Origin of the sequence: Xanthomonas sp. NCPPB 1128 (assembly GCF_001043115.1) — a bacterium.
Taxonomy (GTDB): Bacteria; Pseudomonadota; Gammaproteobacteria; order Xanthomonadales; family Xanthomonadaceae; genus Xanthomonas_A.
The window spans coordinates 92,980-117,292 of record NZ_LFME01000009.1 but is presented as its reverse complement, the minus strand read 5'-3'; the positions used below and the strand labels follow the sequence as shown (position 1 = coordinate 117,292).

Here is a 24,313-nt window from a genome sequence, read left to right as displayed (position 1 = left end):
CCGGGTCAACGCGGACCGCGAGTGGCGGTGCTGGCGGCCGCCGTCACGGCCGCCGCCGTCACAGCATCGACAGCGCGTCGATCTGGCGGCTGTCGGCGACGCGTTCGTGCGCGTGTGCGGCCTGTTCCTGCGCGGCCTGGGCCTGCCGCGCCAGCGAGGCCTTGGCCGCGATGGAACGGATCGCATCGGTGACTTCGGCCAGCGGCACTTGCGTGCTGAGCCGCTGGAAGGTGTCGCGGCTGTTGTAGCCGGAGCCGTCGCGCAGGTACTGCTCGTACATGGTCAGCAGTTCGGTGCAGGCCGCGGTCAGGGTTTCCATGTTGTTGCGGGCCAGGGCGTGGCCGACCTGGTCCAGGTTGTGCAGGCAGTCGGACAGCCAGTGCAGGTCGTAGCGCGCGCTGGCCGGCTCCGGGCCGTTGTGGCCGCGGCTGTAGGCGCTGTAGCGGCGGATGCTGCGCGCCACCCGCGCGACATGCGCGAGCAGGGTGCCGACCTCGTCGGCGATGTCGATCTGCGCCAGGGCGATAGTCGACGGCGGCGCGGCCGGGGCTGGAGCCGGTACGGGCGCCGCCTTCGCTGCGGCCGTCGACGGCGCAGTCGCGGGCGTGGCGGTGGCGGACGCGCCTGCAGCGGGTGCCGCTTCGTACTCGTAGGTCGCGCGCAGGCGCTCGTGGTCCTGGCGCAGCGTTTCCAACTCCTGCGCGCTGGCGGCGGCCTGCGCCTTCAGCTGGCTCAGCGCCGCCTGATACCGCGCGATGGTCTCCTTCGCAGTCGCGTCGCGCCGATAGGCATGCCCCAGACGCTGGAACAAGCCATGCGCGAACGCTGTGGCAACGGCAGCCCACAGCGCCACGGCAGGAGTGAGGTAGATCAGGATGCCCATGCAGGCTCCTTGAAACGATGCATCCCTTGTCGGCGTGTTTCGGCCGAACTTGAGGCCCTATCGTTTGAGGGGTGACGCAGTTCCGGTTTGGGCCGCGCGCGCCGCCCGCCGCTCGGTGCGGCGGACGGCGCGCGGAGATCAGCGCAGGATGCCGGGTAGATCCAGCTGCTTGTCGCGGGCGCAATCGAGGGCGATCGGGTAGCCGGCATCGGCATGCCGCATCACGCCCGTGGCCGGGTCGTTCCACAAGACCCGGGCGATGCGCTTGGCCGCCGCCTCGCTGCCGTCGCAGACGATGACCATGCCGGCGTGTTGCGAGAAACCCATGCCCACGCCGCCGCCGTGGTGCAGCGAGACCCAGGTGGCGCCGCTGGCGGTGTTGAGCAGGGCGTTGAGCAGCGGCCAGTCGGAGACCGCGTCGGAGCCGTCGGCCATGGCCTCGGTCTCGCGGTTCGGCGAGGCGACGCTGCCGCTGTCCAGGTGGTCGCGGCCGATCACCACCGGTGCCTTCAGTTCGCCATTGGCGACCATCTCGTTGAACGCCAGCCCCAGCCGGTCGCGGTCGCCCAGACCGACCCAGCAGATGCGCGCCGGCAGGCCCTGGAACTTGATCTTCTCGGCGGCCATGTCCAGCCAGCGGTGCAGGTGCGGGTTGTCCGGGATCAGTTCCTTGACCTTGGCGTCGGTCTTGGCGATGTCCTCCGGGTCGCCGCTCAGCGCGGCCCAGCGGAACGGGCCGACGCCGCGGCAGAACAGCGGGCGGATATAGGCCGGCACGAAGCCGGGGAAATCGAAGGCATTGGCGACGCCTTCTTCCAGCGCCATCTGCCGCAGGTTGTTGCCGTAGTCCACGGTCGGCACGCCCAGCGCGTGGAAGGCGAGCATGGCGCGGATGTGGTTGGCCATCGAGTCGCGCGCGGCGGCTTCGACTTCCTTCGGCGCGCTCGCGCGCTTTTCGTCCCACTGCTCGACGCTCCAGCCCTGCGGCAGGTAACCGTTGACCGGGTCGTGCGCGGAGGTCTGGTCGGTCAGCAGGTCCGGCTTGACCCCACGGACCAGCAATTCGTCCAGCACGTCGGCGACATTGCCGAGCAGGCCGACCGACAGCGGCTTCTTCGCCGTGCACGATTCGGCGATCAGACGCAGCGCCTCGTCCAGATTATCGGTCCAGGTGTCCAGGTAACCGGTGCGCAGGCGCATGTCGATGCTGCTCTTGCGGCACTCCACGGCCAGGCATGAGGCGCCGGCCATCACCGCGGCCAGCGGCTGCGCGCCGCCCATGCCGCCGAGGCCTCCGGTGAACAGCCACTTGCCGGACAAGTTGCCGCCGTAGTGCTGCCGGCCCATTTCCACGAAGGTCTCGTAGGTGCCCTGGACGATGCCCTGCGCGCCGATGTAGATCCAGCTGCCGGCGGTCATCTGGCCGTACATGGCCAGGCCCTTTTTATCCAGCTCGTTGAAGTGGTCCCAGTTGGCCCAGCGCGGCACCAGGTTGGAGTTGGCGATCAGCACGCGCGGGGCGTCGGCGTGGGTGCGGAACACCCCGACCGGCTTGCCTGACTGCACCAGCAGGGTCTGATCGTCGTCCAGGCGCTTGAGCGTCTCGACGATGGCGTCGAAGCTCTCCCAGTCGCGTGCGGCGCGGCCGATGCCGCCGTACACCACCAGTTCCTGTGGGCGCTCGGCCACGTCCGGGTGCAGGTTGTTCATCAGCATGCGCAGCGGCGCTTCGGTCAGCCAGCTCTTGCAGGTGAGGGCGCTACCGGTGGGCGCTTGGATGGTGCGGGTGGCGTCGAGGCGGGTCATGCGGGAATCCTCAGGTGGATGCGCGGAAGGCGGAACGCGGCGCGCGCGTCAGTCGGCGGTGCGGGCGGATGCGGCGGGGCTGCGGGCGAAGTCGAGGCAGGCCTGCAGCACCTGCTGCAGCACCGCGCGCAGCGGCGCGGCGTAGTCGGGCTGCCAGGGCGAGGGCCAGGTGCTGGGGGCGACCGTGTCCGGCTCGTGCATGTAGCCGCGGCAGGCCAGTTCCATCTGGATCGCGTGCACGCCGTCGGCCGGCGCACCGTGGTGGCGGGTGCTCCAGCCGCCCTTGAAGCGGCCGTTGCGCACGTGGCTGAAGCCGCTGCCGGCGCAGACGCGTTCGACCGCATCGGTCAGCGCCGCTGCGCAACTGCCATCCACCGCGCCAGAGGCGCCGGCGCTGCCGATGTTGAGCTGCGGCAACTCGCCGTCGAACAGGTGCGGAATGCGCGAGCGGATCGAATGCGCGTCGTACACCACGACCGCCGGGTGCATCTTGCGTAGGCGTGCGATCTCCGTGTCCAGCGCGGCGTGGTAGGGCGCGAACCAGCGCGTGCGGCGCGCGTCGATCTCGGCGGCGTCGGGTTCGGCGCCGGGCCGGTACATCGGCTGCGCGTCGAAGGTGCTCAGCGGGCACAACCCGGTGGTGTTCTGCCCTGGATACAGCGAGACGCCCGCCGGGTCGCGGTTGACGTCGATCACCGAGCGCGAGATCGCGGTGCGCACGGTGGTCGCGCCGAGCGTCTTGGCGAAGGCGTACAGCAGGTGCACCCACCAGTCGGCATCGCGCTGCGCCAGCCATGGCGAGACGAAGCGCTCGGCCAGCGCCTCCGGCAATTCGGTGCCGGTGTGCGGGAAGCTGACGATCAGCGGCGCATCGCCGCGGTGCACGGTGAGCCAGTCGGGCAGGGATGTCATACGGCCTCGCGGGTTGTGCTTGTTCTGTAGGAGCGGCTTCAGCCGCGACCGGGCATTGCCGGGAAAGCCCGGTCGCGGCTGATCCCAAAAAGGGGACAAGAGCCGCTCCTACGAGTGTGTCATCGGATCAGGCGCTCGCCTCGGGCAAGCGCATCCCCACCGCCGCGGCCAGTGCGCCGTCGCGCACCAGCGCGGTGGCGGCCAGCATGTCGGGGTGGAAATAGCGGTCGTCCTGCAGCGTCGGCACACGGGCACGCAGCAGCGCGCGTGCCGCTTCCAGGGCGGCGCTGGAGCGCAGCGGCGCGTGGAAGTCGCAGCCCTGCGCGGCCGCCAGCAGTTCGATGCCGACCACGTTGGCCGCGTTCTCGGCCATCGCCAAAAGGCGGCGCGCGCCGTGCGCGGCCATCGACACGTGGTCTTCCTGGTTGGCCGAGGTCGGGATCGAATCGACGCTGGCCGGATAGGCGCGCTGCTTGTTCTCCGAGACCAGTGCGGCGGCGGTCACCTGCGGGATCATGAAGCCGGAGTTGAGGCCGGGCTTGGGCGTCAGGAACGCCGGCAACCCGGACAGCGCCGGATCCACCAGCATGGCGACGCGGCGCTCGCTGATCGAGCCGATCTCGCACACCGCCAGCGCCAGCATGTCGGCGGCGAAGGCCACCGGCTCGGCGTGGAAGTTGCCGCCGGACAGCGCCTCGCCGGTGTCGCTGAACACCAACGGGTTGTCCGATACGCCGTTGGCCTCGGTGGCCAGGGTGGTGGCGGCCTGGCGCATCACGTCCAGCGCCGCGCCCATCACCTGCGGCTGGCAGCGCAGGCAGTACGGGTCCTGTACGCGCACGTCGTTGTCGCGATGCGAATCGCGGATCGCCGAGGCGTGCATCAGGTCGCGCAGCGTGGCGGCGGTCGCGATCTGCCCGGGCTGGCCGCGCAGCGCGTGGATGCGCGGATCGAACGGGGTGTCCGAGCCTTTCGCGGCCTCGGTGGACAGCGCACCGGCGACCAGCGCGGCATGGAACACGCGTTCGATCTCGAACAGCCCGGCCAGCGCGTAGGCGGTGGAATACTGGGTGCCGTTGAGCAGCGCCAGGCCCTCCTTGGCGCCCAGCGTCAGCGGTTGCAGCCCGGCCTGGGCCAGTGCCTGCGCGGCCGGCAGGCGCGCGTCGCCGACGAAGGCCTCGCCGACGCCGAGCATCACCGTGGCCAGGTGCGCCAGCGGCGCCAGGTCGCCGGAGGCGCCGACCGAGCCCTGGCACGGCACCACCGGGATCACCTCGTGCTGCAGCAGCGCTTCTAGCATCGACAGCGTTTCCGGGCGCACGCCCGAGGCGCCCTGGGCCAGGCTGGCCAGCTTCAGCGCCATCATCAGCCGCACCGCCGGCACAGGCATCGGCGCGCCGACTCCGGCCGCATGCGACAGCACGATGTTGCGCTGCAGGGCCTCCAAGTCATCGCGTTCGATGCGCACGCTGGCCAGCTTGCCGAAGCCTGTATTGATGCCGTACACCGGTGCGCCGGTGGCGACGATCGCCTCCACGGTCTGCGCGCTGCGCAGCACCGTGTCGTTGCAGGCCGGGTCAAGCCGCACGCCGGCGCCGCGGTATACGGCGCGCCACTGCGCCAGGCTCACCGCGCCGGGGCGCAGCAGGATCTCGTCGTCGCTCATTGTCCTCTCCAGATACGCGTATGCAGCGGGTTGAAGCCCATGCGATAGACCAATTCGGCCGGTTCGGCGATGTCCCAGATCGCCAGGTCGCAGGCCATTCCGGCGCGCAGCCGGCCGACCTGGTCCTGGCGCCCGAGCGCACGCGCCGCCTCGCGGGTGAAGCCGGCGAGGCACTCGGCCACGGTCAGCCGGAACAGCGTCGCCGCCAGGTTCATCGCCAGCAGCGGGCTGGTCAGCGGCGAGGTGCCGGGGTTGCAGTCGGTGGCCAGCGCGCGCGGCACGCCCGCGGCGCGCAGCGCGGCGATCGGCGGCAACTGGGTGTCGCGGGTGAAATAGAACGCGCCCGGCAGCAGCACCGCGACGGTGCCGGCGGCAGCCATCGCGGCGACGCCGGCGTCGTCCAGGTATTCGACATGGTCGGCCGAGCGCGCGCCGTAGCGCGCCGCCAGCGCCGCGCCGCCCTGGTTGGACAGCTGCTCGGCGTGGATCTTCAGCGCCAGGCCGTGGCGCTGCGCGGCCTGGAACACCTGCTCGGTCTGCGCCGGGGTGAACGCCAGATGCTCGCAGAACACGTCCACCGCCTCGGCCAGGCCCTGCGCGGCCACCGCGGGAATCATGCGCTCGCACACTTCGTCGATGTAGGCCTGCGCCTCGGCGCCGGGCGGCACCGCGTGCGCGCCGAGGAAGGTCGGCGACACGTCCACCGCGCGCAGCGCGCCCAGGCGCCGCGCCACGCGCAGCAGGCGCAGTTCGTCGTCCAGGGTCAGGCCGTAGCCGGACTTGATCTCCACCGTGGTCACGCCTTCGGCCAGCAGCGCGTCCAGCCGCGGCAGGCTGGCGGCGAGCAGGGCGTCCTCGTCGGCGGCGCGGGTGGCGCGTACCGTGGAGACGATGCCGCCGCCGGCGCGGGCGATGTCGGCGTAGCTGGCGCCGAGCAGGCGCTGCTCGAACTCGCCGGCGCGGTTGCCGGCATAGACCAGGTGGGTGTGGCAGTCGATCAGGCCGGGGCCGATCCAGCGCCCGCCGCAGTCGATGCTGCGTTGCGCCGACAGCGGGCCGGGCAACTGCGCGGCGGCGCCGGCATAGACGATGCGGCCATCGCGGCACGCCACCACGCCGTCGTGGACCAGGCCCAATCCGCCGTCCTCGGCGTCCAGCGTCATCAGGTGCGCGTTGTGCCAGAGCGTGTCGCAGGGCATGGTCACGGGCGGGCTCGTCGGTTATTTTGTATATACAATATTGTGGTCGATGGAGGGTGTCCAGTGCAGACCCAGGCGCAGCAGCAGGCCAGCGGCAAGGTGGGATCGGGCGAATTCTGGTGCGCGCACGCGCTGCTGCCGCAAGGCTGGGCGCGCGACGTGCGCATCGGCGTGCGCGGCGGCCGCGTCGTCACGGTGGACAGCGGCGTGGCCGCGGCACTGGGCGATCAGCGCCTGGACATCGTGGTGCCGGGGCTGGGCAACCTGCACAGCCACGCCTTCCAGCGCGGCATGGCCGGCCTGACCGAGATCGGCGGGCGCAGCGGCGACAGCTTCTGGAGCTGGCGCGAACTGATGTACCGCTTCCTGCAGCGGCTGAGCCCCGACGATCTGCAGGCCATCGCCGAGCAGGCCTACGTGGAGATGCTCGAGGCCGGCTTCACCCGGGTCGGCGAGTTCCATTACGTGCACCACGCCGCCGACGGCCGGCCCTACGCCGACCGCGCTGAAATGGCGCAGCGCCTGGCCGCGGCGGCGCAGACCAGCGGCATCGGCCTGACCCTGTTGCCGGTGTTCTACGCGCACGCCGACTTTGGCGGCGCCGCGCCGAACCCGGCGCAGCAGCGCCTGCTGCACGACGTCGACGGCTTCGCCGCGCTGCTGGATGGCAGCCGTCGCGCGCTGCAGGGGCTGGACGATGCGGTGCTCGGCCTTGCCCCGCACAGCCTGCGCGCGGTCACCCCGGACGAACTGGCGGCCCTGCTGCCGCTGTGCGACGGCCCGGTGCACATCCATATCGCCGAGCAGACCCGCGAGGTCGACGCCTGCCTGGCCTGGAGCGGGCAACGGCCGGTGCAATGGCTGCTGGCGCACGCGCCGGTGGATGCGCGCTGGTGCCTGGTCCACGCCACCCACGTCGATGCCGCCGAAGTGCAGGGCATCGCCGCCAGTGGCGCGGTGGTCGGGCTGTGCCCGATCACCGAGGCCAACCTCGGCGACGGGCTGTTCCCGATGCAGGACTTCCTGCGCGCCGGCGGCCGTTTCGGTGTGGGGTCGGACTCCAACGTGCTGATCGATGCGGCCGAGGAACTGCGCCTGCTCGAGTACGGCCAGCGCTTGACCCTGCGCGGGCGCAACGTGCTCACCGGCGACACCGCGCTGTCCAGTGGCCGCTTCCTGTTCCAGTCCGCCGCGCAGGGGGCGGCGCAGGCGCTTGGCGTCGCCCAGGGCCTGTGTGTGGACGCTCCGGCCGATCTGGTCGAGCTGGACGCGGCGCATCCTGCATTGCAGGCGCGCCATGGCGACGCCTGGCTGGACAGCTGGCTGTTCGCCGCGCGTGGCGGCGCGGCGCGCTCGGTCTGGCGACACGGCCGCGAGTTGGTGCGCGAGGGGCGTCACCTGCAGCGCGAGGCGGTCGCGGCCCGCTATGCGCGTGCGCTGGCCCGGCTGCTGGACGCATGAGGCACGCTGGTCGCCTGGCCTTGTGCAGTTGCCGCCGCAGTGCGGAGCGCCAATGAGTCCTGCCGAGCCGACGCTGCCGCTCAACCAGCGCATCCGCCGCGACATCGAGGCGCACATCCGCAGCGGCGAGTGGCCGCCGGGCCATCGCATTCCGTTCGAGCACGAGCTGATGGCGCAGTACGGCTGCTCGCGGATGACCGTCAACAAGGTGCTGGCGCTGCTCGCCGACGCCGGCATGATCGAGCGCCGGCGCCGCGCCGGCTCGTTCGTGGCACGCCCGCATCCGCACATGGAGCAGGTGGCGCTGGAGATCCCGGACATCCCGGTCGAGGTCGCCGCGCGCGGCCACGCCTACCGCTTCGAATTGCTGGAACGGCAGCAGCGCGCACCGCGTGCGGCGCTGCCGCAGGAAGCTGAGGTCGCCGCCGGCGGCAGTCTGCTGGCGCTGCAGTGCCTGCACTACGCCGACGGCCGTCCGTTCGCGCTGGAGGAGCGGGTGATCAATCCGGTGGCGGTGCCCGAGGCCTTGCAGATGGACTTCGCGGTCACCGTGCCCGGCAGCTGGCTGCTGCAGCACGTGCCCTGGACCCGCGCCGAACACCGCATCAGCGCGGTCGGCGCCAGTGCCGCGCAGGCGGCACGCCTGCAGGTGCCGGTCGGCACCGCCTGCCTGCTGATCGACCGCCGCACCTGGCGCGGCGAACAGGCGGTGACCTTCGTGCGCCAGGTGTTCCTCGGCGATACCTACGACCTAGTCGCGCGATTTTCGCCTGGCGCGCGCTGAGCGCGGTGCGCCAGGCGGCTCCAGTACGGCGGACGCTCGTCTTGGCGCGTCTGGAGCGCACCTCATCAAAGCTGCGTTCGCCGCGCATCACGTCATCATGTGCGCGCGGCGTAGCCGCGATGGCTTTCCAAGGACAGCCTCGCCGCGGCGAAGCCAGCAAAGCGGACAAACGCCGCGCCTGCGCGTACAGGCCCGAGGTGAGTGGGGATGCGCTCAAGCAGCGACGGACGTTCTGACGAAGACAGGTCGGCGGCGCGCGATGCTGCATTGCCGCACGCGCGCCATACGCCGGCGTGCGTTTGTCCTGCCCGCCGCACTCTGGCAAGTTAGCGCCGGGGCCGGGCGAGGGGCCGTGGCCGCGGAACGAGGGATGGTTCGGCATGACGTATTTCGTGACAGGCGCCACCGGTTTCATCGGCCGCTACCTGATGGCCAAGCTGATGCGGCGCAAGGGCGTCGTGCATGTCCTGCTGCGCAAGGAGTCGCAGCGCAAGTTCGACGCGCTGGTGCGCGAGCAGGGCTGGGATCCCAAGCGTCTGGTGGTGCTGCACGGCGACGTCGGCGCCGAGTATTGCGGGCTGACTGCGGCGCAGCGCAAGGCGCTGCACGGCAAGGTCAAGCACTTCTTCCATCTGGCCGCGCTGTACGACCTCACCGCCAAGGCCGAGGAGCAGCGCGTCGCCAACCTCGACGGCACCCGCAACGCGCTGGAACTGGCCGCGCAGCTCGGCGCCGGCATCTTCCACCACACCAGTTCGATCGCGGTGGCCGGCCTGTATCCGGGCATCTTCCGCGAGGACATGTTCGAGGAAGCCGAGGGACTGGACGACCCCTACCTGCGCACCAAGCACGACGCCGAGGCGCTGGTGCGCGCCGAGACCCGGATCAAGTGGCGCATCTACCGCCCGGCGATGGTGGTGGGCGACTCGCGCACCGGCGCCATCGACAAGATCGACGGCCCGTACTACTTCTTCCCGCTGATCAAGAAACTGCGCCAGTTGCTGCCGCCGTGGGCGCCAATGCTCGGCATCGAGGGCGGGCGGATCAACCTGGTGCCGGTGGACTTCGTCGCCGATGCGATGGACCACATCGCGCACAAGCCCAAGCTCGACGGCCACACCTTCCACCTCACCGACCCCGAGCCGCTGCGCGTGGGCGAGGTGCTCAACGTGTTCTGCCGCGCCGGCCACGCCCCGGAGATGACCTTGCGGGTGGATGCGCGCATGTTCGCCTTCGTGCCCTCCAGCATCCGCGCCGCGGTCGGCAGCCTGCCGCCGATCCGCCGCTTCACCGGCATGCTGCTGCGCGACTTCCGCATCCCGCGCGAGGTGCTGAAGTTCATCACCTATCCCACGCGTTTCGACAGCCGCGAGACCGAGCGTGCGCTCAAGGGCAGCGGCATCGCCGTGCCGCGCCTGGAAGACTACGCCTGGCGCCTGTGGGACCACTGGGAACGGCACCTGGACCCGGACCTGTTCGTGGACCGCTCGCTCAAGGGCAAGGTCCGCGGCAAGGTGGTGCTGATCACCGGCGGTTCCTCCGGCATCGGCCTGGCCACCGCGCAGCGCGTCGCCGAGGCCGGCGCCATCACCGTCATCGTGGCCCGCGGCGAGCAGGAACTGCATGCCGCGCGCGACGCCATGAACGCCAAGGGCGGCAAGGTCTTCGCCTATACCGCCGACCTGTCGGACCTGGCCGACTGCGACCGCCTGATCGCGACCGTGCTGGAAGCGCACGGCCATGTCGACGTGCTGATCAACAACGCCGGCCGTTCGATTCGCCGCTCGATCGAACTCAGCTACGATCGCTTCCACGATTTCGAGCGGACCATGCAGTTGAACTACTTCGGCAGCCTGCGCCTGATCATGGGCGTGCTGCCGGGCATGACCGCGCGACGCAAGGGCCACATCATCAACGTCAGCTCGATCGGCGTGTTGGCCAATTCGCCGCGCTTCTCCGCCTACGTCGCCTCCAAGGCCGCGCTGGACGCCTGGAGCCGTTGCGCGCAGGGCGAACTCTCGGGCAAGGGCATCAGCTTCACCACCGTCAACATGCCGCTGGTGAAGACGCCGATGATCGCCCCGACCAAGATGTACGACAGCGTGCCGACGCTGAGCGTGGACGAGGCCGCCGACCTGATGGTCAAGGCGATCATCGAACGCCCCAGCCGCGTGGCCACGCGCCTGGGCATCTTTGCCGCCCTGGTCAACGCGGTGGCACCGAAGGCCTACGAGGTGGTGATGAACACCGCCTTCGAACTGTTCCCGGACTCGGCCGCGGCCAAGGGCGACCGCAAGGCGCTACGCGAGACCAAGCCGAGCCAGGAGCAGATCGCGTTTGCCGCGCTGATGCGGGGCGTGCATTGGTAGGAGCGGGGAATCGGGAATTGGGAGTCGGGAATCGGAAAAGGCGCAGTCTGCACGCGGTGCCTTTTCTGTCCTATCAGGCGAGACGTCACGTGTGCATGCACGTTGGCACCGATAGCCCGCTCTACCGATTCCCCATTCCCGATTTCCCAATCCCGGCTCATCAGAATGTCCTGCATTGACGCCAGCGCACCGGTTCCTCGTGGCCGGGGCGCGGGTTGAGCTGGATGCGGACCGTGCGCAGGGACGGATAGCGCTCCACTTCCTTGCAGATGCGCGGCCACACCTGGGCGTCGTCGCCGCTGCGGTCGACCACCAGGGTCATCTGCGTCTGCCAGATGCCGCGGATCACGCCCGGTGTGCCGGCCAGGGTCTTGGAGAGTTCCTGGCGGTTGCGCTGCTCGGTCGCGGGGTCGGGTTCGGCCAAGTCGCTGGCGTTGTCGAGCGCCGGTCGCGGCGCGGCGGCGGTGGTGCTCGTCGGCGTGGCTGCGGCCTGCATCGCCGCCGACTGCGTGGGCGCGGCAGCGGCGGCGGGCGCAGGCGGTGGCACCGCCACGGCCGCGGAAGCCGGCGGCTCTGCGGGTTGCTGCAGCGCCAGGGCACCGACGCCGGTCACCACGCCCAAGGCGAGCGACGCCAGGCCGGCGATGGCGATGTGGCGCTGCGCGCGGCGACGGCTGGCGCCGATCACGCCGTCTTCCAGTTCGCTGGGCAGGTAGGGCTTGAGCATGGGCCAGATGCGCCGGCCGTCGAGGATTTCCACCGCCTGCTTCTCGGCCGCGGCGATGCCGTCGCGCTGCACCTTGCCCTCGGTGATCAGGATGCCGCCCTGCGCGCCCATCAGCCGCGCCGCCGCGCCCAGTTCGTTGACCGCGGCCGAACCGATCCGGTAGGCCCGGCCGTGCTTGCACGACAGCAGCCAGCGCGCGTCGCCACGGGTCATCACGAAGTCGCTCTGCGGTTCCTGGCTCGCATGCTCGTCCATGGCCGCATCCTGCAGGTCGCGCTGCTCGCGCATCGCGCGCCGCACCATGTAGGAGAAATCGCGCCAGTGCAGGCCGGCCAGTGCATGCAGCCCGGCCGTGGCCTCGTTCTCGCGGCGCCGCACCAGCCACAGGTAGCCACTGGCTGCCAGCCATGCCGCGACTGCCAAGATCGCTGCCGCTATCCAGGAAAACATGCTCGCACCCGCACACGCGCCGTAAAGAAGTCAGTGTATCGCCAGCGTGTCACGGCGCCGGCAAGGCGACAGCGGTGGAAGGCGGACAAAAAAGACCCGCCAGTCCGAAGCCGAGAGGGGAGGGGAGCAAACGGTCTTCTGATGGACTGGCGGGTCCGTTTCGATTGTCTGGAAAAACGTGCTGCTTTGCAACAATCCGGTTACTCGGCCGGGGTGGGTGCCACATTGCGCTTGCGGCTGGCGCGCTTGGGCGCGGTGGCGCTCTTGGCTGGCGCGACCTTGGCGACCACCGGGCCGGCACGGCGGCGCGCCGGTGCCGCACGTTTGGCGGTGCCCGTGGACGCTGCGGCCGTCTTCCTGGCGGCCTTCTTCGCCGCAGGCGCCTTGCCCGACGTCTGCGCTGCACGGCCGCCACGCAGATGGCGCAGTTCGCCGTTGAGCGCGTCCACGCGTTCGATCAGCGCGCCCAGGTCCTCGCGGCTGGGCACCTCGAGGCGGCGCAGGGCACGCTGCACGCGGTCCTCGAACACCTTCTCCAGGCGGTCCCAGGTGTCGGCGGCGCGCTCGCGGGCCTGGCCGACTCGGTTCTCCACCGCATCGCGGACCGCGTCGACGCCGCCGCCGGCCAGCTTGCGGGTGCTCTGCTCCAGGTTCAGTCCTTCCTTCACCAGGGTCTCGAACAGCTTGCCGCCCTCGGCCTGGGCACGGCCGAACGCACCGACCCCGGCCAGCCAGACCTGCTGCGCCGATTCGCCCAGGCGCTTGGACAGTTTCTCCGCCTGCGCCTGCAGGGTGTCGTCGGCAGTGGCGGTACTGCGCTTCTTGCGGGCGGATTTCTTCAACGTGGCCATGGCGGTGCGGTTCCTTCGGCGGGTGAGTGGCGGAGGTCGAGACTCGGGACTGTGACTAGAGTAATCACACCAGCGTGCGCATGCGGTGCGCGCGGCGGGATGGGGACGTCGGCCGACGCGGCATGCGTTATGCCTCGGGCGAACGGCGGGTGCGGCGCTTGGCGCGGCGGTTGGCGATGACCTGGTCGACGTCGTCCAGCGCACGCCGCAACCGCGCGGTGGTCTCGGTCATGCGCCGCGGCTGCACGTCCACGCCATCGAGGAAGGTGCGCTTGCGGTCATTGAGGATATCGTGGCGCAGTGCGATGCCGTGCGCGGCCAGCAGCGGCTCCAGCGTCTGCGCGTTGCGGCGCAGGTCGGACAGGGTGTTGCGATAGGCGAGCTGGCACACGCGGTGGCGCGCCGCGTAACTGAAGAGATTGGTGAAGAACAGTTCGCCATTGTCGGCGTTGGGCTCGAACACCAGCTGGTCCACCTGCGGGTACTGCCGTGCGTACTTCTCCAACCCCACCTGCATGCGCGACTGCAGCAGGGTGCGGAAGGTCTGCGACAGCACCGCTGGCAGGCCGCCGGCGAGCAGCCGCGCGCGGTCGACGTGGCCGTCGCGGCGTGGCGCGTGGGTGGCATCGTAGGGCACCAGCGGGTTGATCCCGATCATCAGGTCGATGCCGCGTTCCAGCAGGGTGGAGGCGTGCATGGTGCGGCGCAGTGCGCCGTCCACGTAATGGTGACCGTCGATCTGCACCGGCGGGTACAGCCCCGGCAGCGCGGCACTGGCCTGGATCGCCAGCGAGATCGGCACGTGGTCCATGCCCGGCTCGCCGAAGCGCACCGCGCGGCCGCTGTCCAGATCCACCGCGACCACGAACAGGTTGGTATCCAGGTCGCGGAAATCGTTGCTGCGACCGCGACGGCTGAACACGTCCTGCAGGAAACGCTCGACCCCGGCGTTGTCGAACAGGCCGCTGGGCACCAGCCCGCCGAAACGGGTGATCAGGTCCGACCAGCGGGTCTTGCGCGGCTCGGTGAGCAGGTCGTGCCACCAGCCGTAGGCCAGCCCGGGCAGGGTCGCGGCGCGGCGCAGGTATTCGTAGACGTTGGGCCGCAGGAAGTCTTCCGGGCGGAAGCGCGCATCGTCGCTGTTGCCGGTGACGAAGATCCGGCAGATTTCGGCGCTGCTGACCCGGTTGGCCAGGCCGGCGGTGAGGAACGCGCCGGAGCTGACGCCCACGTAGCAATCCAGGCGGGTCAGGTCCAGTCCGTCCAATGCCTCGTCGAGGGCGCGCAGCGCACCGAGGCCGTACATGCCGCCGATCGGGCCGCCGCCGGCGATGGCCAGGCCGATGCGGCCGTTGGAATGGGGACGGGGCGAGGCGCTGTGGAGGGAAAGCATGCGCGGTCCGCAAAAGGCAGTGGCGCGAGTGTAGCCGAGCGCCGTGACGCTTGCGGTCGTGCCGGGCTGCGACCATCATCGGCGCCCATGGCGCGCAGCACTCCCGTCCTGGAACGACTCGGCCGCCGCCTGGCATGGCACCAGGCGCTGCACGACCCCGCGCGCGAACCGCGCAACGCGCTGCGCTGGCTGCAGGAACTGCGGCGCTGGCAATCGCAGCGGCTGGAACGCAGCTTCGAGCATTTCCTGGAGGATCCGCAGCGGCGCCCGGCGGCAATGTTCTTCCTCACCGACGTCTATGGCGACCGCGACTTCAGCCGCCGCGACGCCGACATCGTCAAGGTGTTGCCGATGATGCAGCGGCTGATGCCGGCGTCGTTGCTGGACACCGTCGCCGACGGCATCGAACTGGGTGCGCTGACCCACGCCCTGGACCTGCGCATGGCCGAGGCGCTGCAGGTCCTGGCGCCGCGGCGCAAGCGCCTGGACGAAGCGCTGTATGCCGAGGCCTATCGGCAGACCGGACTGCCGCGGCTGCGCCAGCGCCAGATCGACCTGATCGCCCGCGTCGGCCTGGGCCTGGCCAAGGCGGTGCACACGCCGGGGGTGCGCATGCTGCTGCGCTTCGCCCGCGGCCCGGCCAAGGCGGCCGGGCTGTCGGAACTGCAGGGGTTTCTGGAACGCGGCTTCGACGCGTTCTCCACCCTGGGCGACGCCGAGGGGTTCATTGGCGATATCGAGACCACCGAGCGTGCCGTATCGCAGCGGTTGTTTGCGGGCGATCCGGATCCGTTTGCGTTGGAGTGAGTCGGCGCCCGGACCCTCACCCCAACCCCTCTCCCGGTGGGAGAGGGGCTAACGCTGTTCCTTCTGCCCTCGGGAGAAGATGCCCCGAAGGGGCGGATGAGGGTACGGGCGCAGCCTCGTGCAACTGATTCCAGCAGCGCTTGGCGCCGCACCCTCACCCCAACCCCTCTCCCGGTGGGAGAGGGGCTAGCGCTGTTCCTTCCCCCCTCGGGAGAAGGTGCCCCGCAGGGGCGGATGAGGGTACGGGCGCAGCCTCGTGCAGCTGATTCCAGCAACGCGTGGCGTCGCACCCTCACCCCAACCCCTCTCCCGGTGGGAGAGGGGCTAATGCTGTTCCTTCTCCCCTCCGGGAGAAGGTGCCCCGCAGGGGCGGATGAGGGTACGGGCGCAGCCTCGTGCAGCTGATTCAGCAACGCGTGGCGTCGCACCCTCACCCCAACCCCTCTCCCGGTGGAGAGGGGCTAGCGCTGTTCCTTCTCCCCTCGGGAGAAGGTGCCCCGCAGGGGCGGATGAGGGTACGGGCGCAGCCTCGTGCAACTGATTCCAGCAGCGCTTGGCGCCGCACCCTCACCCCACCCCCTCTCCCGAGGGGAGAGGGGCTCGGTCCATTCCTCAGCCCAGCTTCTCCGACAGCACACGGCGGATCTCGCTTTCCACCGTGCCCTTCATCGCCGAGAGCAGGAAGCCCAGTTCGGCGGTGACGTGCACCTGCTTGGGCAGCAGTTCGATGCGTCCGTCCACGCCCGAGCGCGAGAACAGCAGGGCGTCGCCATCCCAGTGCGATTCCAGGTCGAAGCGCTCGGACAGTTTCTTGGCGGCGGTTTCGATGGCCTTGCGGGCCTGCGCGGGGGTCTTGGTGTGGTCGTGGCGGATGTCGATGCTGGACATGCTGGCTCCTGTGCGGGCGGGCGCCCGCGTGAACGATCAGGCATTGTGCGTATGCGCCGTGCATTGTCCAGCGCGCGCGCTTCTGCACTCGCAGGCAACCTGCTAGGCTGCCCGCCGTGCACGATCTGCAAGTCCATTTCAGCAACCGCCAACATCCCGACCGGCCCCTGCGCGCGGGCGTGCATCGCATCGTGCGGCTGGCCTCCGGCCAGGTCAGCGTGGTCGACGACACCCAGGGCGCGTTGCTGCTGGCGCAATTCTGCCTGGACCGGCGCGGTCTGTGGCTGCAGGTCGCCAACGGCAGCCGCGGCATCCACGTCAACGGCCGCCCGGTGCGGCGCATGGCCCTGCTGCGCGCCGGCGATGCGGTCTATGCCGACGGCGTGGAGATGGTGGTGCAGGGCAAGTGCGAGCCGCTGCAGCGCCTGCCCGAGGTCAGCGAGGCCGAGCACGACGATCCGCGTCTGGTGTTGCGCGGCGTCGGTGGTCCGCACCATGGCCGCAGTTTCACCGTGGACCGCGTGCGCAGCGTCGGCCGCCTGCGCGAGTGCGACATCCGCATCGACGATCCGGCCTGCGCCGAGCAGCACGCGCGCCTGGAACGGCATGGCGAGCGGGTATTGCTGCGCGGCTTCGGCGATGCGCAGACCCAGGTCAACGGCATCGCCGTGCGCAGCTGCTGGCTGCAGCCCGGCGATCAGGTGGTGTTCGATGCCCAGCACCGGTTCGTGCTGGAAGTCCCGCAGGTGGTCGGCGCCGAGCCCCTGCGCGACGACCCGGCCCTGGCCGCGCTGGCACTGACCCCCGCGGTGGCGCCGCGCCCGGCCACCGTGCGGCGCTGGCCGTGGCTGTTGCTCAGCGCCTTGCTCCTTGCCGCTGCGCTCAGCGGCCTGCTGTGGTTCGGCGCGCGCTGAGCACCCGCCAGCCGCGCCAGCCCAGCAGCACCGCCAGGATCGCCGCGTACAGCAGCGGCTCGCGAATGTCCGATTTCACCAGCCACCAGAAGTGCAGCACGGCGAGCACGCCGATCGCATAGATCGCCTTGTGCAGCTTGCCCCAGTTGCGCTTGAGCCGGCGCATCCAGCCCTGGGTCGAGGTGATCGCCAATGGCACCAGCAGCAGCCAGGCCAGGAAGCCGACGGTGATGTACGGACGCTTGACGATTTCCTCGAAGATCTGCGTCCAGTAGCCGCGCAGGTCCAGCCCCAGGTAGGCCGCCAGATGCACGGTCGCGTAGAAGAACGCGTACAGCCCGAGCATGCGCCGGAAGCGCAGCAGTACCGATTGCCCGGTCAGCTGCCGCAGCGGCGTGATCGCCAGGGTCAGCAGCAACAGCCGCAGCGCCCACAGCCCGGTGCGATGCTCGACCTCGGCCACCGGATCGGCCCCGAGCGCATCGCTGCCGCTCTGCCACACCTGCCAGAACTGCCAGCCCAGGTACGCCATCGGCGCCAGCGCGAGTGCATGCACCACCGCCTTGGCAGCGATCAACGAAGCGGAGGTCTTAGCCATGCAATCTCAAACCAATGCACGCCAACAATGCCAGGGAGGATGCGCAAACCCGCCGCGCGCAGCGACCGCTCCACGAATCCCCACTCCCGAATCCCCAATCCCGGCTCAATACCATTTCTTCAGATCCATCCCCGCATACAGCGACGCCACCTGGTCGGCATAGCCGTTGAACGGGCGGGTGGGAATGCGCTCGGCGAACAGCTTGCTGGCCTTGCCGGCGATGCGTCGCTCGGTCTTCTGGCTCCAGCGCGGGTGGTCCACCGCCGGATTGACGTTGGAGAAGAAGCCGTACTCGGACGGCTGCAGCTCGTGCCAGGCGGTTTCCGGCATGCGCTCGACGAAGCGGATCTCCACGATCGACTTGATGCTCTTGAAGCCGTACTTCCACGGCACCACCAGCCGCAGCGGCGCGCCGTTCTGCTGCGGCAGCGGCTTGCCGTACAGGCCGGTGGCGAGCAGGGTCAGCGGGTGCATGGCCTCGTCGATGCGCAGGCCTTCCTTGTACGGCCAGTCGATCGAGCTGTAGCGGACGCCGGGCATCTGCTGCGGATCGGCCAGGGTGGTGAAGGCGACATACTTGGCCTTGGAGGTCGGGGCGAAGCGCTTGAGCACCTCGCCCAGCGGCACGCCCAGCCACGGGATCACCATCGACCAGCCTTCCACGCAGCGCAGCCGGTAGATCCGCTCCTCGGGCGTATGGCCCTTGAGCAGGTCGTCCAGGGACAGCGTGCCGGGCTTCTCGCATTCCCCGGACACCTTCACCGACCACGGCGAAGTGCGCAGGGTCTTGGCCGCCTTCGACGGATCGGTCTTGTCGGTGCCGAACTCGTAGAAGTTGTTGTAGCTGGTCACGTCCTCGTAGCGGGTCAGTTCCTCGTTGGTGCGGAACCCGCTGCGCGCCTGCTCCGGCGTCACCACGGTCTTCGGCGGGGCCGGCGGCTCGGCATCGGCGCAGCCGACCAGGCCGGACAGCGGGGTCAACGCCAGGGCCTGCAGCAGGCGCCGCCGGTCGCGGTAGACCGCCTCGTCGGTGATCTCGCGGCTGGGGACGGTGAGGGCATCGCGCAACGACATGGCGGACTCCTGGAGCGAAGGGGCGAGCGGTAGCGGGGACTTCAACACAGACTACGCATGCGCCGGGCGAATGGATGCAAATGCAACCTAAATTGCCCGGGCCGCAAGCTGTTGCGCTGCGGCATACTAGGGATCCTGTCCGATAGGTGCCCCATGACGCGCGCGTTCAATTTCAGTGCCGGCCCCGCTGCCTTGCCGGAATCGGTCCTGCGCCAGGCGCAGGCGGAGATGTTGGAGTGGAACGGCGTGGGCGCCTCGATCGTGGAGCTGAGCCACCGTGGCGCCGAGTTCATGGAGGTGGCGGCGCAGGCCGACGCCGACCTGCGCCGGCTGATCGGCATTCCCGACGACTATGCCGTGCTGTTCCTGGCCGGTGGCGCCACCACCCAGCAGGCGCTGCTGGCGCTGAACTTCGCCGCGCCCGGGCAGACCGTGGACTATGTGGTGACCGGGCACTGGGGCAAGACCGCGATCAAGCAGGTCGGGCCCTACGTCGACGTGCACGTGGCCGCCAGCAGCGAGGCCGACGGCTTCCGCGACATCCCGCCGCGCGCCGCCTGGCAGTTGCGCGACGATGCCGCCTACGTGCACATCACCGCCAACGAGACCATCCATGGCGTGGAGTTCCGCGACACGCCTGACGTCGGCGCGGTGCCGCTGTTCGCCGATTTCAGCTCCAGCATCGCCTCCGAGCCGATCGACGTGTCCAGGTACGCCCTGATCTACGCCGGCGCGCAGAAGAACCTCGGCCCGGTCGGCGTCACCGTGGTGATCGTCCGTCGCGACCTGCTCGAACGCGCCGGCCAGCCGCGCGCGGACATCTTCGACTACCGCTCGCACGTGGCGCGCGATTCCATGCTCAACACGCCGCCGACCTGGAACTGGTACCTGGCCGGGCTGGTGTTCAAGTGGATGCTGGCCGAGGGCGGGGTAGAGGCGTTCGCGAAGCGCAACCAGGCCAAGTCGGCGCTGGTGTACGCAGCGATCGACGCCTCCGGCGGCTTCTACCGCAACGAGGTCGCGGCGGCGGTGCGCTCGCGGATGAACATCCCGTTCTTCCTGCCGGATGAGACGCTGACTACGCGTTTCGTCGCGGAGTCCAAGGCGGCCGGCCTGCTGGCGCTGAAGGGCCACAAGGCGGTCGGCGGCATCCGCGCGTCGCTGTACAACGCCATGCCCCTGGCCGGCGCGCAGGCGCTGGTCGCGTTCATGCACGACTTCCAGCAGCGCCACGGCTGAGTCGCCGATTTTTTGTAGGAGCGGCTTCAGCCGCGACCGGATCGCGCCGGCGATCCGGACCACCGAGGAACCCCCGATCCATGGCCGCAAAGCCGAAGAAATCCCCCACCGCCGCCGACCCTAAGTCGTCCAAGCCGGCCAAGCCCGCCGCCACGCCGGCCCTGGCCGACGTGCGCGCCAAGATCGACGAGATCGACCGCACTATCCAGGCGCTGATCGCCGAGCGCGCGCAATTCGCGCACCAGGTCGGCAAGGCCAAGGGCAAGCTCGCTGCGGCGGTGGACTATTACCGGCCCGAGCGCGAGGCGCAGGTGCTGCGCATGGTGGTGGACCGCAACCAGGGCCCGCTCAGCGACGAAGTGCTGGTGCACGTGTTCCGCGAGATCATGTCCGCCTGCCTGGCGCAGCAGGAACCGCTGAAGATCGGCTACCTGGGGCCGGAAGGCACCTTCAGCCAGCAGGCGGTGCTCAAGCACTTCGGTCGCTCGGCGGTGGGCCTGCCGATGGCGACCATCGAGGAAGTGTTCCAGGAAGTGGAGAGCGGCAACGCCGACTTCGGCGTGGTGCCGGTGGAGAACTCCGGGCAAGGCACGATCCAGGTCACCCTGGACATGTTCCTGACCTCCAACCTGAAGATCTGCGGCGAGACCGAGCTGCGCGTGCACCAGTTCCTGCTCTCGCGCAGCGGGCGGCTGGACGCGATCGAGCGGATCTATGCGCATCCGCAGTCGTTCGCGCAGACTGCCGGCTGGCTGCGTGCGAACCTGCCCAAGGTGGAGAAGATTCCGGTCTCCAGCAACGCCGAGGGCGCGCGCCGCGCGCGCAACGCCGACGATGCGGCGGCGATCGGTGGGGAGAGCGCGGCGCATGTGTATGCGCTGAAGAAGGTGATCATGAAGTCGATCGAGGACGACGCGGACAACACCACGCGGTTCCTGGTGATCGGGCGGCAGATCTTCCCGCCGTCGGGGCACGATCGCACGTCGGTGCTGGTGTTCATCCACGACAAGCCGGGTGCGCTGTTCGATGTGCTCAGTCCGTTCGCGCGGCATGGGATCAGCATGAACCGGATCGAGTCGCGGCCGTCGCATCAGGCGAAGTGGGAGTACGGGTTCTTCATCGATCTGGCGGGGCATGTAGAGGATGAGGCGATGAAGTTGGCGTTGGCGGAGTTGAAGGCGCATTCGGCGCAGATCAAGGTGTTGGGGTCGTATCCGGTGGCGGTGCCTTGATCCGGACGGCTTTGGTCTTTGCTGTGTGACGACGAAGTTGATCTCTAAGCAATGGCTACTTGATTAACAGTCAGGTGCTCTAACTGGTTGGCTGGAAAAGCGGCAAGACAGCAGCAACTGCAACAGCTTTCGCGCTGACGCGCGAGTCACTTTTCTTTGCTTGTGCAAAGAAAAGTAACCAAAAGAAACACACCCCCGGGCGGGCTGCCCCGCGCTGCGCGCGGGGTCCGCGGTCACGACGGGAATTTTCGGAAGGCACATCCATGTGCCTGCCGAAAACGACGCGCATCCTGCGCGTCGCCCCTTACGGGGTTTTACCCGTCGTGCCCGCCAGCCCTCACGGGGGATTGAGAGCAGCAGCGACAGCAAGAGCAAACAGCAAGAGCAAGAACAAACAGCAAGAGCAAGAACAAACAGCAAGAACAACGGCAACAGCAAGAGCAAACAGCAAGAACAACAGCAACAGCAACAGCAACAGCGGTGGCGGACTGGGTGTAAGAAGCGTCGTAGCGGTGGCGCAAGCGCCCGGTATCGGCTGCGGTGTCGTCGGGTAGGGTGGATCTTCGGGTGGTTGGACTTTCAGGAACGATGATGAGCAACGAGCAAGGCTGGATCGCAACGCGCGGCACTGCGCTGCAGGGCACGCTGACGGTGCCGGGGGACAAGTCGGTGTCGCACCGGGCGGTGATGTTCGCGGCGTTGGCCGATGGCACGTCGCGGATCGAGGGGTTTCTCGAGGGCGAGGACACGCGTTCGACCGCGGCGATCTTCGCGCGGCTCGGGGTGCGGATCGAGACGCCGTCGCCGTCGCAGCGCGTCGTGCATGGGGTGGGCGTGGATGGGCTGCAGGCGCCGCAGGGCGAGCTGGATTGCGGCAACGCCGGCACCGGCATGCGCCTGCTCGCCGGGCTGCTCGCAGCGCAGTCGTTCGATAGCGTGCTGGTCGGCGATGCGTCGCTGTCCAAGCGGCCGATGCGGCGGGTGACCGAGCCGCTGGCGCTGATGGGCGCGCGTATCGACACCGAGGCCAATGGCGTGCCGCCGCTGCGCATCCACGGCGGGCAGCCGCTGCGCGGCATCGACTTCGTCTCGCCGGTGGCCAGTGCGCAGGTCAAGTCGGCGGTGCTGCTGGCCGGGCTGTATGCCGAGGGCGTCACTTCGGTGCAGGAGCCACATCCCACCCGCGACTACACCGAGCGCATGTTGTCCGCGTTCGGCGTGGATATCGACTTCGCGCCCGGCCAGGCGCGCCTGCGCGGCGGCCAGCGCCTGCGCTCCACCGACATCGCGGTGCCGGCGGACTTCTCCTCGGCGGCGTTCTTCATCGTCGCCGCCAGCATCATTCCCGGCTCGGACATCACCCTGAAGGCGGTCGGGCTCAATCCGCGCCGCACCGGCCTGCTGGCCGCGCTGCGCTTGATGGGTGCGGACATCGTCGAGCACAACCACAGCGAGCACGGCGGCGAGCCGGTCGCCGACCTGCGCGTGCGCTACGCGCCGCTGCGCGGTGCGCGGATTCCAGAGGACGTGGTGCCGGACATGATCGACGAGTTCCCGGCGTTATTCGTGGCCGCGGCCGCCGCCGAAGGCCAGACCGTGGTCAGCGGCGCGGCGGAGCTGCGGGTCAAGGAATCGGACCGCCTGGCGGCGATGGCGACCGGGCTGCGCAGCCTCGGCATCGTCGTCGACGAGACCCCGGACGGCGCCACAATCCACGGCGGCACGCTGGGTGCGGGAACCATCGAGAGCCACGGCGACCATCGCATCGCCATGGCTTTCGCCATCGCCGGGCAGCTGGCGCAGGGCGAGGTGCGGATCGAGGACGTGGCGAACGTAGCGACGTCGTTCCCGGGCTTCGACGCACTGGCGCGCGGTGCCGGCTTCGGGTTGCGCACCGCCTGAGCGAACGCGCGGTGCCGGTCGCGCACACGCGCGGCCGGTGAAGAAGCGCGTGGGAAGTAAGTAAGGCCGTCGGAGATCAGTGCGTCGGCTGCGGACGCGGCGGATCGTTGGCAGGCGTCGAGGGCGGCGCCCTGTAGCCGCTGCTGTCGTCGTCGCGATCCATCGCCAGCCACCACCCGGCCACCGCCAGGGCCAGCGCGATCACGATCACCCAGGCCCAGGGCGACCCATGGTCGGCGCGCGCATGCGGCTCCCGGCGCGCAGACGACGGACGAGCGGGGCGCTTCCAGGCGTCCAGCGGCTGTGTCGACTTGTACGGGGTGGGCATGGCGGCAACTCCGGTGCCGTGGGACGGTTCCAGTGTCGCCCAGGACCCGTCCCTGCAGTGTCACCCCCATGTGAACGCCGCCGGCGTACCCGGGCGGCGGTTCAGTTATTTCGGTTACGGCCCCGGCTTGAAGTCGAACGGGATCTCGATGCTGGACGGCACCGCGCGGCCGTTCTGCTGCGCCGGGCGGAACTTCCAGCGGCGCACGGTTTCCATCGCCGCGCGGTCCAGGTCGCGCGAGCCGCTGCGGCGGAGCAGGGCGACGCCGGCGGGCGAACCGCTGGCATCGACCTCGACCCGCACCACCACGGTGCCGGCATCGCCCCGACGCAGCGCCGCAGGCGGATAGCGCGGCGGCGGGGTCTGGCCTTCCAGCGGCACCGGACGGTCGCCCGGGGCCAGCGCGGTGGCCGTGTTGCCGGCGGCATCGCCGCCTGCGGCCGGTGCCGGCGCTTCCGTGGTCGGCGGCGGCGCAGGTGCGGTCTCAACCAGTTTCGGTGCGTCGCCAGCGGGCGCGGGCTTGGCCTGCGGCATGCTGCTGGCGGCGCTGCCGGCGGGCAGCGGTTCGGGCAGCGGCTTCACCTGTTCGGTGTCCTGCTGCACCTGTTGCGCAGGCTGCGGCTTGTAGAACTCGTTGTCCTTGCGTCCAACCAGCCACACCACCAGAAACAGCAGCAGGCCGGCGGCGAAAGCGATGCCGACGATCGCGAGCAGGCGCCGCGGCAGATGCAGCACGATGCCGGACTTGGAGGACGGGGGCGACGTGGACATGGGACTCACCGTGGGGAACCGCTCGATTCTGGCATAGCCGCGGTGAATCGCGCGCCGCG

Annotated in this window: 21 protein-coding genes; 8 read left to right on the top strand and 13 right to left on the bottom strand. The window is 69.8% G+C overall.

The genetic code is table 11. The annotated features are described in order from the left end of the window. Positions 1-58 precede the first annotated feature (58 nt). The 5 genes from ACP93_RS08610 to hutI all read right to left on the bottom strand — a co-directional run bounded on the left by ACP93_RS08610 (position 59) and on the right by hutI (position 6,466). Complete coding sequence (locus ACP93_RS08610) at positions 59-883, bottom strand: hypothetical protein (protein ID WP_048490288.1); 825 nt, start codon at positions 881-883, stop codon at positions 59-61. A 138-nt stretch (positions 884-1,021) separates the two neighbouring features. Beyond that, on the bottom strand, positions 1,022-2,689 hold the full coding sequence (hutU, locus tag ACP93_RS08605) for a urocanate hydratase (RefSeq protein ID WP_048490287.1): 1,668 nt from the start codon (positions 2,687-2,689) through the stop codon (positions 1,022-1,024). Between the two features lie 48 nt (positions 2,690-2,737). Beyond that, positions 2,738-3,601 carry an N-formylglutamate deformylase gene (hutG, locus tag ACP93_RS08600; protein WP_048490286.1) on the bottom strand — a complete coding sequence of 288 codons (864 nt, stop codon included), beginning with the start codon at positions 3,599-3,601 and terminating at the stop codon, positions 2,738-2,740. A gap of 127 nt (positions 3,602-3,728) precedes the next feature. Continuing rightward, positions 3,729-5,267, bottom strand: coding sequence for a histidine ammonia-lyase (gene hutH / locus ACP93_RS08595; protein WP_048490285.1), 1,539 nt, complete (start codon positions 5,265-5,267; stop codon positions 3,729-3,731). Then, on the bottom strand, positions 5,264-6,466 hold the full coding sequence (gene hutI / locus ACP93_RS08590) for an imidazolonepropionase (RefSeq protein ID WP_048490304.1): 1,203 nt from the start codon (positions 6,464-6,466) through the stop codon (positions 5,264-5,266). Before hutI ends, hutH begins: the two co-directional genes overlap by 4 nt. Before the next feature lie 63 nt (positions 6,467-6,529). Here hutI and ACP93_RS08585 point away from each other — a divergent pair, with 63 nt between their 5' ends. From ACP93_RS08585 to ACP93_RS08575, 3 genes are all read left to right on the top strand, one after another. Continuing rightward, on the top strand, positions 6,530-7,927 hold the full coding sequence (locus tag ACP93_RS08585) for a formimidoylglutamate deiminase (RefSeq protein WP_048490284.1): 1,398 nt from the start codon (positions 6,530-6,532) through the stop codon (positions 7,925-7,927). Positions 7,928-7,979: 52 nt separating this feature from the next. Beyond that, positions 7,980-8,711, top strand: coding sequence for a histidine utilization repressor (hutC, locus tag ACP93_RS08580; protein ID WP_048490283.1), 732 nt, complete (start codon positions 7,980-7,982; stop codon positions 8,709-8,711). A 380-nt stretch (positions 8,712-9,091) separates the two neighbouring features. Then, positions 9,092-11,080, top strand: a complete 1,989-nt coding sequence (locus ACP93_RS08575) for an SDR family oxidoreductase (protein WP_048490282.1) — start codon at positions 9,092-9,094, stop codon at positions 11,078-11,080. Between the two features lie 160 nt (positions 11,081-11,240). Here the strand turns inward: ACP93_RS08575 and ACP93_RS08570 are convergent, their stop codons facing one another. From ACP93_RS08570 to ACP93_RS08560, 3 genes are all read right to left on the bottom strand, one after another. Beyond that, positions 11,241-12,257: a restriction endonuclease gene (locus tag ACP93_RS08570; protein WP_048490281.1), complete on the bottom strand. Its 1,017-nt coding sequence runs from the start codon at positions 12,255-12,257 to the stop codon at positions 11,241-11,243. 200 nt (positions 12,258-12,457) lie between these two features. Then, positions 12,458-13,108, bottom strand: a complete 651-nt coding sequence (locus ACP93_RS08565; protein WP_048490280.1) for a phasin family protein — start codon at positions 13,106-13,108, stop codon at positions 12,458-12,460. A gap of 127 nt (positions 13,109-13,235) precedes the next feature. Then, positions 13,236-14,501 (bottom strand): patatin-like phospholipase family protein, encoded by a 1,266-nt coding sequence (locus ACP93_RS08560; RefSeq protein WP_048490279.1) that lies wholly within the window; start codon positions 14,499-14,501, stop codon positions 13,236-13,238. 87 nt (positions 14,502-14,588) lie between these two features. On the opposite strand from ACP93_RS08560, the gene ACP93_RS08555 reads away from it, so the two are divergent. Beyond that, on the top strand, positions 14,589-15,308 hold the full coding sequence (locus ACP93_RS08555) for a DUF8198 family protein (protein ID WP_048490278.1): 720 nt from the start codon (positions 14,589-14,591) through the stop codon (positions 15,306-15,308). A 612-nt stretch (positions 15,309-15,920) separates the two neighbouring features. On the opposite strand, the gene ACP93_RS08550 is transcribed toward ACP93_RS08555, so the two are convergent. Next, positions 15,921-16,196 (bottom strand): polyhydroxyalkanoic acid system family protein, encoded by a 276-nt coding sequence (locus tag ACP93_RS08550; RefSeq protein ID WP_048490277.1) that lies wholly within the window; start codon positions 16,194-16,196, stop codon positions 15,921-15,923. Positions 16,197-16,312: 116 nt separating this feature from the next. Here ACP93_RS08550 and ACP93_RS08545 point away from each other — a divergent pair, with 116 nt between their 5' ends. Further along, positions 16,313-17,110 (top strand): FHA domain-containing protein, encoded by a 798-nt coding sequence (locus ACP93_RS08545; protein ID WP_048490276.1) that lies wholly within the window; start codon positions 16,313-16,315, stop codon positions 17,108-17,110. On the opposite strand, the gene msrQ is transcribed toward ACP93_RS08545, so the two are convergent. After that, on the bottom strand, positions 17,079-17,708 hold the full coding sequence (msrQ, locus tag ACP93_RS08540) for a protein-methionine-sulfoxide reductase heme-binding subunit MsrQ (protein WP_048490275.1): 630 nt from the start codon (positions 17,706-17,708) through the stop codon (positions 17,079-17,081). The two genes, ACP93_RS08545 and msrQ, sit on opposite strands and share 32 nt — an antisense overlap. Positions 17,709-17,813: 105 nt before the next feature. Further along, positions 17,814-18,782 carry a protein-methionine-sulfoxide reductase catalytic subunit MsrP gene (msrP, locus tag ACP93_RS08535; RefSeq protein WP_048490274.1) on the bottom strand — a complete coding sequence of 323 codons (969 nt, stop codon included), beginning with the start codon at positions 18,780-18,782 and terminating at the stop codon, positions 17,814-17,816. A gap of 153 nt (positions 18,783-18,935) precedes the next feature. Between msrP and serC the strand changes: the two genes are divergently transcribed. From serC to aroA, 3 genes are all read left to right on the top strand, one after another. Next, on the top strand, positions 18,936-20,021 hold the full coding sequence (gene serC / locus ACP93_RS08530) for a 3-phosphoserine/phosphohydroxythreonine transaminase (protein WP_048490273.1): 1,086 nt from the start codon (positions 18,936-18,938) through the stop codon (positions 20,019-20,021). 80 nt (positions 20,022-20,101) lie between these two features. Beyond that, positions 20,102-21,253 (top strand): prephenate dehydratase, encoded by a 1,152-nt coding sequence (gene pheA, locus ACP93_RS08525; protein ID WP_048490272.1) that lies wholly within the window; start codon positions 20,102-20,104, stop codon positions 21,251-21,253. Between the two features lie 588 nt (positions 21,254-21,841). Beyond that, positions 21,842-23,155 carry a 3-phosphoshikimate 1-carboxyvinyltransferase gene (aroA, locus tag ACP93_RS08520; protein ID WP_048490271.1) on the top strand — a complete coding sequence of 438 codons (1,314 nt, stop codon included), beginning with the start codon at positions 21,842-21,844 and terminating at the stop codon, positions 23,153-23,155. Positions 23,156-23,231: 76 nt separating this feature from the next. Here the strand turns inward: aroA and ACP93_RS21710 are convergent, their stop codons facing one another. Next, a complete protein-coding gene (locus ACP93_RS21710; RefSeq protein WP_131721600.1) occupies positions 23,232-23,483 on the bottom strand; it encodes a hypothetical protein in 252 nt (83 codons plus the stop codon). 114 nt (positions 23,484-23,597) lie between these two features. After that, positions 23,598-24,254 carry an energy transducer TonB gene (locus ACP93_RS08515; protein WP_048490270.1) on the bottom strand — a complete coding sequence of 219 codons (657 nt, stop codon included), beginning with the start codon at positions 24,252-24,254 and terminating at the stop codon, positions 23,598-23,600. Positions 24,255-24,313 lie beyond the last annotated feature (59 nt).

Excerpts from the sequence above, each read along its gene's own strand:
- msrQ (WP_048490275.1), bottom strand. The coding sequence starts at position 17,708 with ATGGCTAAGACCTCCGCTTCGTTGATCGCTGCCAAGGCGGTGGTGCAT.
- hutC (WP_048490283.1), top strand. The coding sequence starts at position 7,980 with ATGAGTCCTGCCGAGCCGACGCTGCCGCTCAACCAGCGCATCCGCCGC.
- ACP93_RS08550 (WP_048490277.1), bottom strand. The coding sequence starts at position 16,196 with ATGTCCAGCATCGACATCCGCCACGACCACACCAAGACCCCCGCGCAG.
- hutG (WP_048490286.1), bottom strand. The coding sequence starts at position 3,601 with ATGACATCCCTGCCCGACTGGCTCACCGTGCACCGCGGCGATGCGCCG.
- ACP93_RS08570 (WP_048490281.1), bottom strand. The coding sequence starts at position 12,257 with ATGTTTTCCTGGATAGCGGCAGCGATCTTGGCAGTCGCGGCATGGCTG.
- ACP93_RS08555 (WP_048490278.1), top strand. The coding sequence starts at position 14,589 with ATGGCGCGCAGCACTCCCGTCCTGGAACGACTCGGCCGCCGCCTGGCA.
- msrP (WP_048490274.1), bottom strand. The coding sequence starts at position 18,782 with ATGTCGTTGCGCGATGCCCTCACCGTCCCCAGCCGCGAGATCACCGAC.
- hutH (WP_048490285.1), bottom strand. The coding sequence starts at position 5,267 with ATGAGCGACGACGAGATCCTGCTGCGCCCCGGCGCGGTGAGCCTGGCG.
- ACP93_RS08515 (WP_048490270.1), bottom strand. The coding sequence starts at position 24,254 with ATGTCCACGTCGCCCCCGTCCTCCAAGTCCGGCATCGTGCTGCATCTG.
- serC (WP_048490273.1), top strand. The coding sequence starts at position 18,936 with ATGACGCGCGCGTTCAATTTCAGTGCCGGCCCCGCTGCCTTGCCGGAA.
- ACP93_RS08610 (WP_048490288.1), bottom strand. The coding sequence starts at position 883 with ATGGGCATCCTGATCTACCTCACTCCTGCCGTGGCGCTGTGGGCTGCC.
- ACP93_RS08565 (WP_048490280.1), bottom strand. The coding sequence starts at position 13,108 with ATGGCCACGTTGAAGAAATCCGCCCGCAAGAAGCGCAGTACCGCCACT.
- hutU (WP_048490287.1), bottom strand. The coding sequence starts at position 2,689 with ATGACCCGCCTCGACGCCACCCGCACCATCCAAGCGCCCACCGGTAGC.
- hutI (WP_048490304.1), bottom strand. The coding sequence starts at position 6,466 with ATGCCCTGCGACACGCTCTGGCACAACGCGCACCTGATGACGCTGGAC.
- pheA (WP_048490272.1), top strand. The coding sequence starts at position 20,102 with ATGGCCGCAAAGCCGAAGAAATCCCCCACCGCCGCCGACCCTAAGTCG.
- ACP93_RS08560 (WP_048490279.1), bottom strand. The coding sequence starts at position 14,501 with ATGCTTTCCCTCCACAGCGCCTCGCCCCGTCCCCATTCCAACGGCCGC.
- ACP93_RS21710 (WP_131721600.1), bottom strand. The coding sequence starts at position 23,483 with ATGCCCACCCCGTACAAGTCGACACAGCCGCTGGACGCCTGGAAGCGC.
- ACP93_RS08575 (WP_048490282.1), top strand. The coding sequence starts at position 9,092 with ATGACGTATTTCGTGACAGGCGCCACCGGTTTCATCGGCCGCTACCTG.
- aroA (WP_048490271.1), top strand. The coding sequence starts at position 21,842 with ATGATGAGCAACGAGCAAGGCTGGATCGCAACGCGCGGCACTGCGCTG.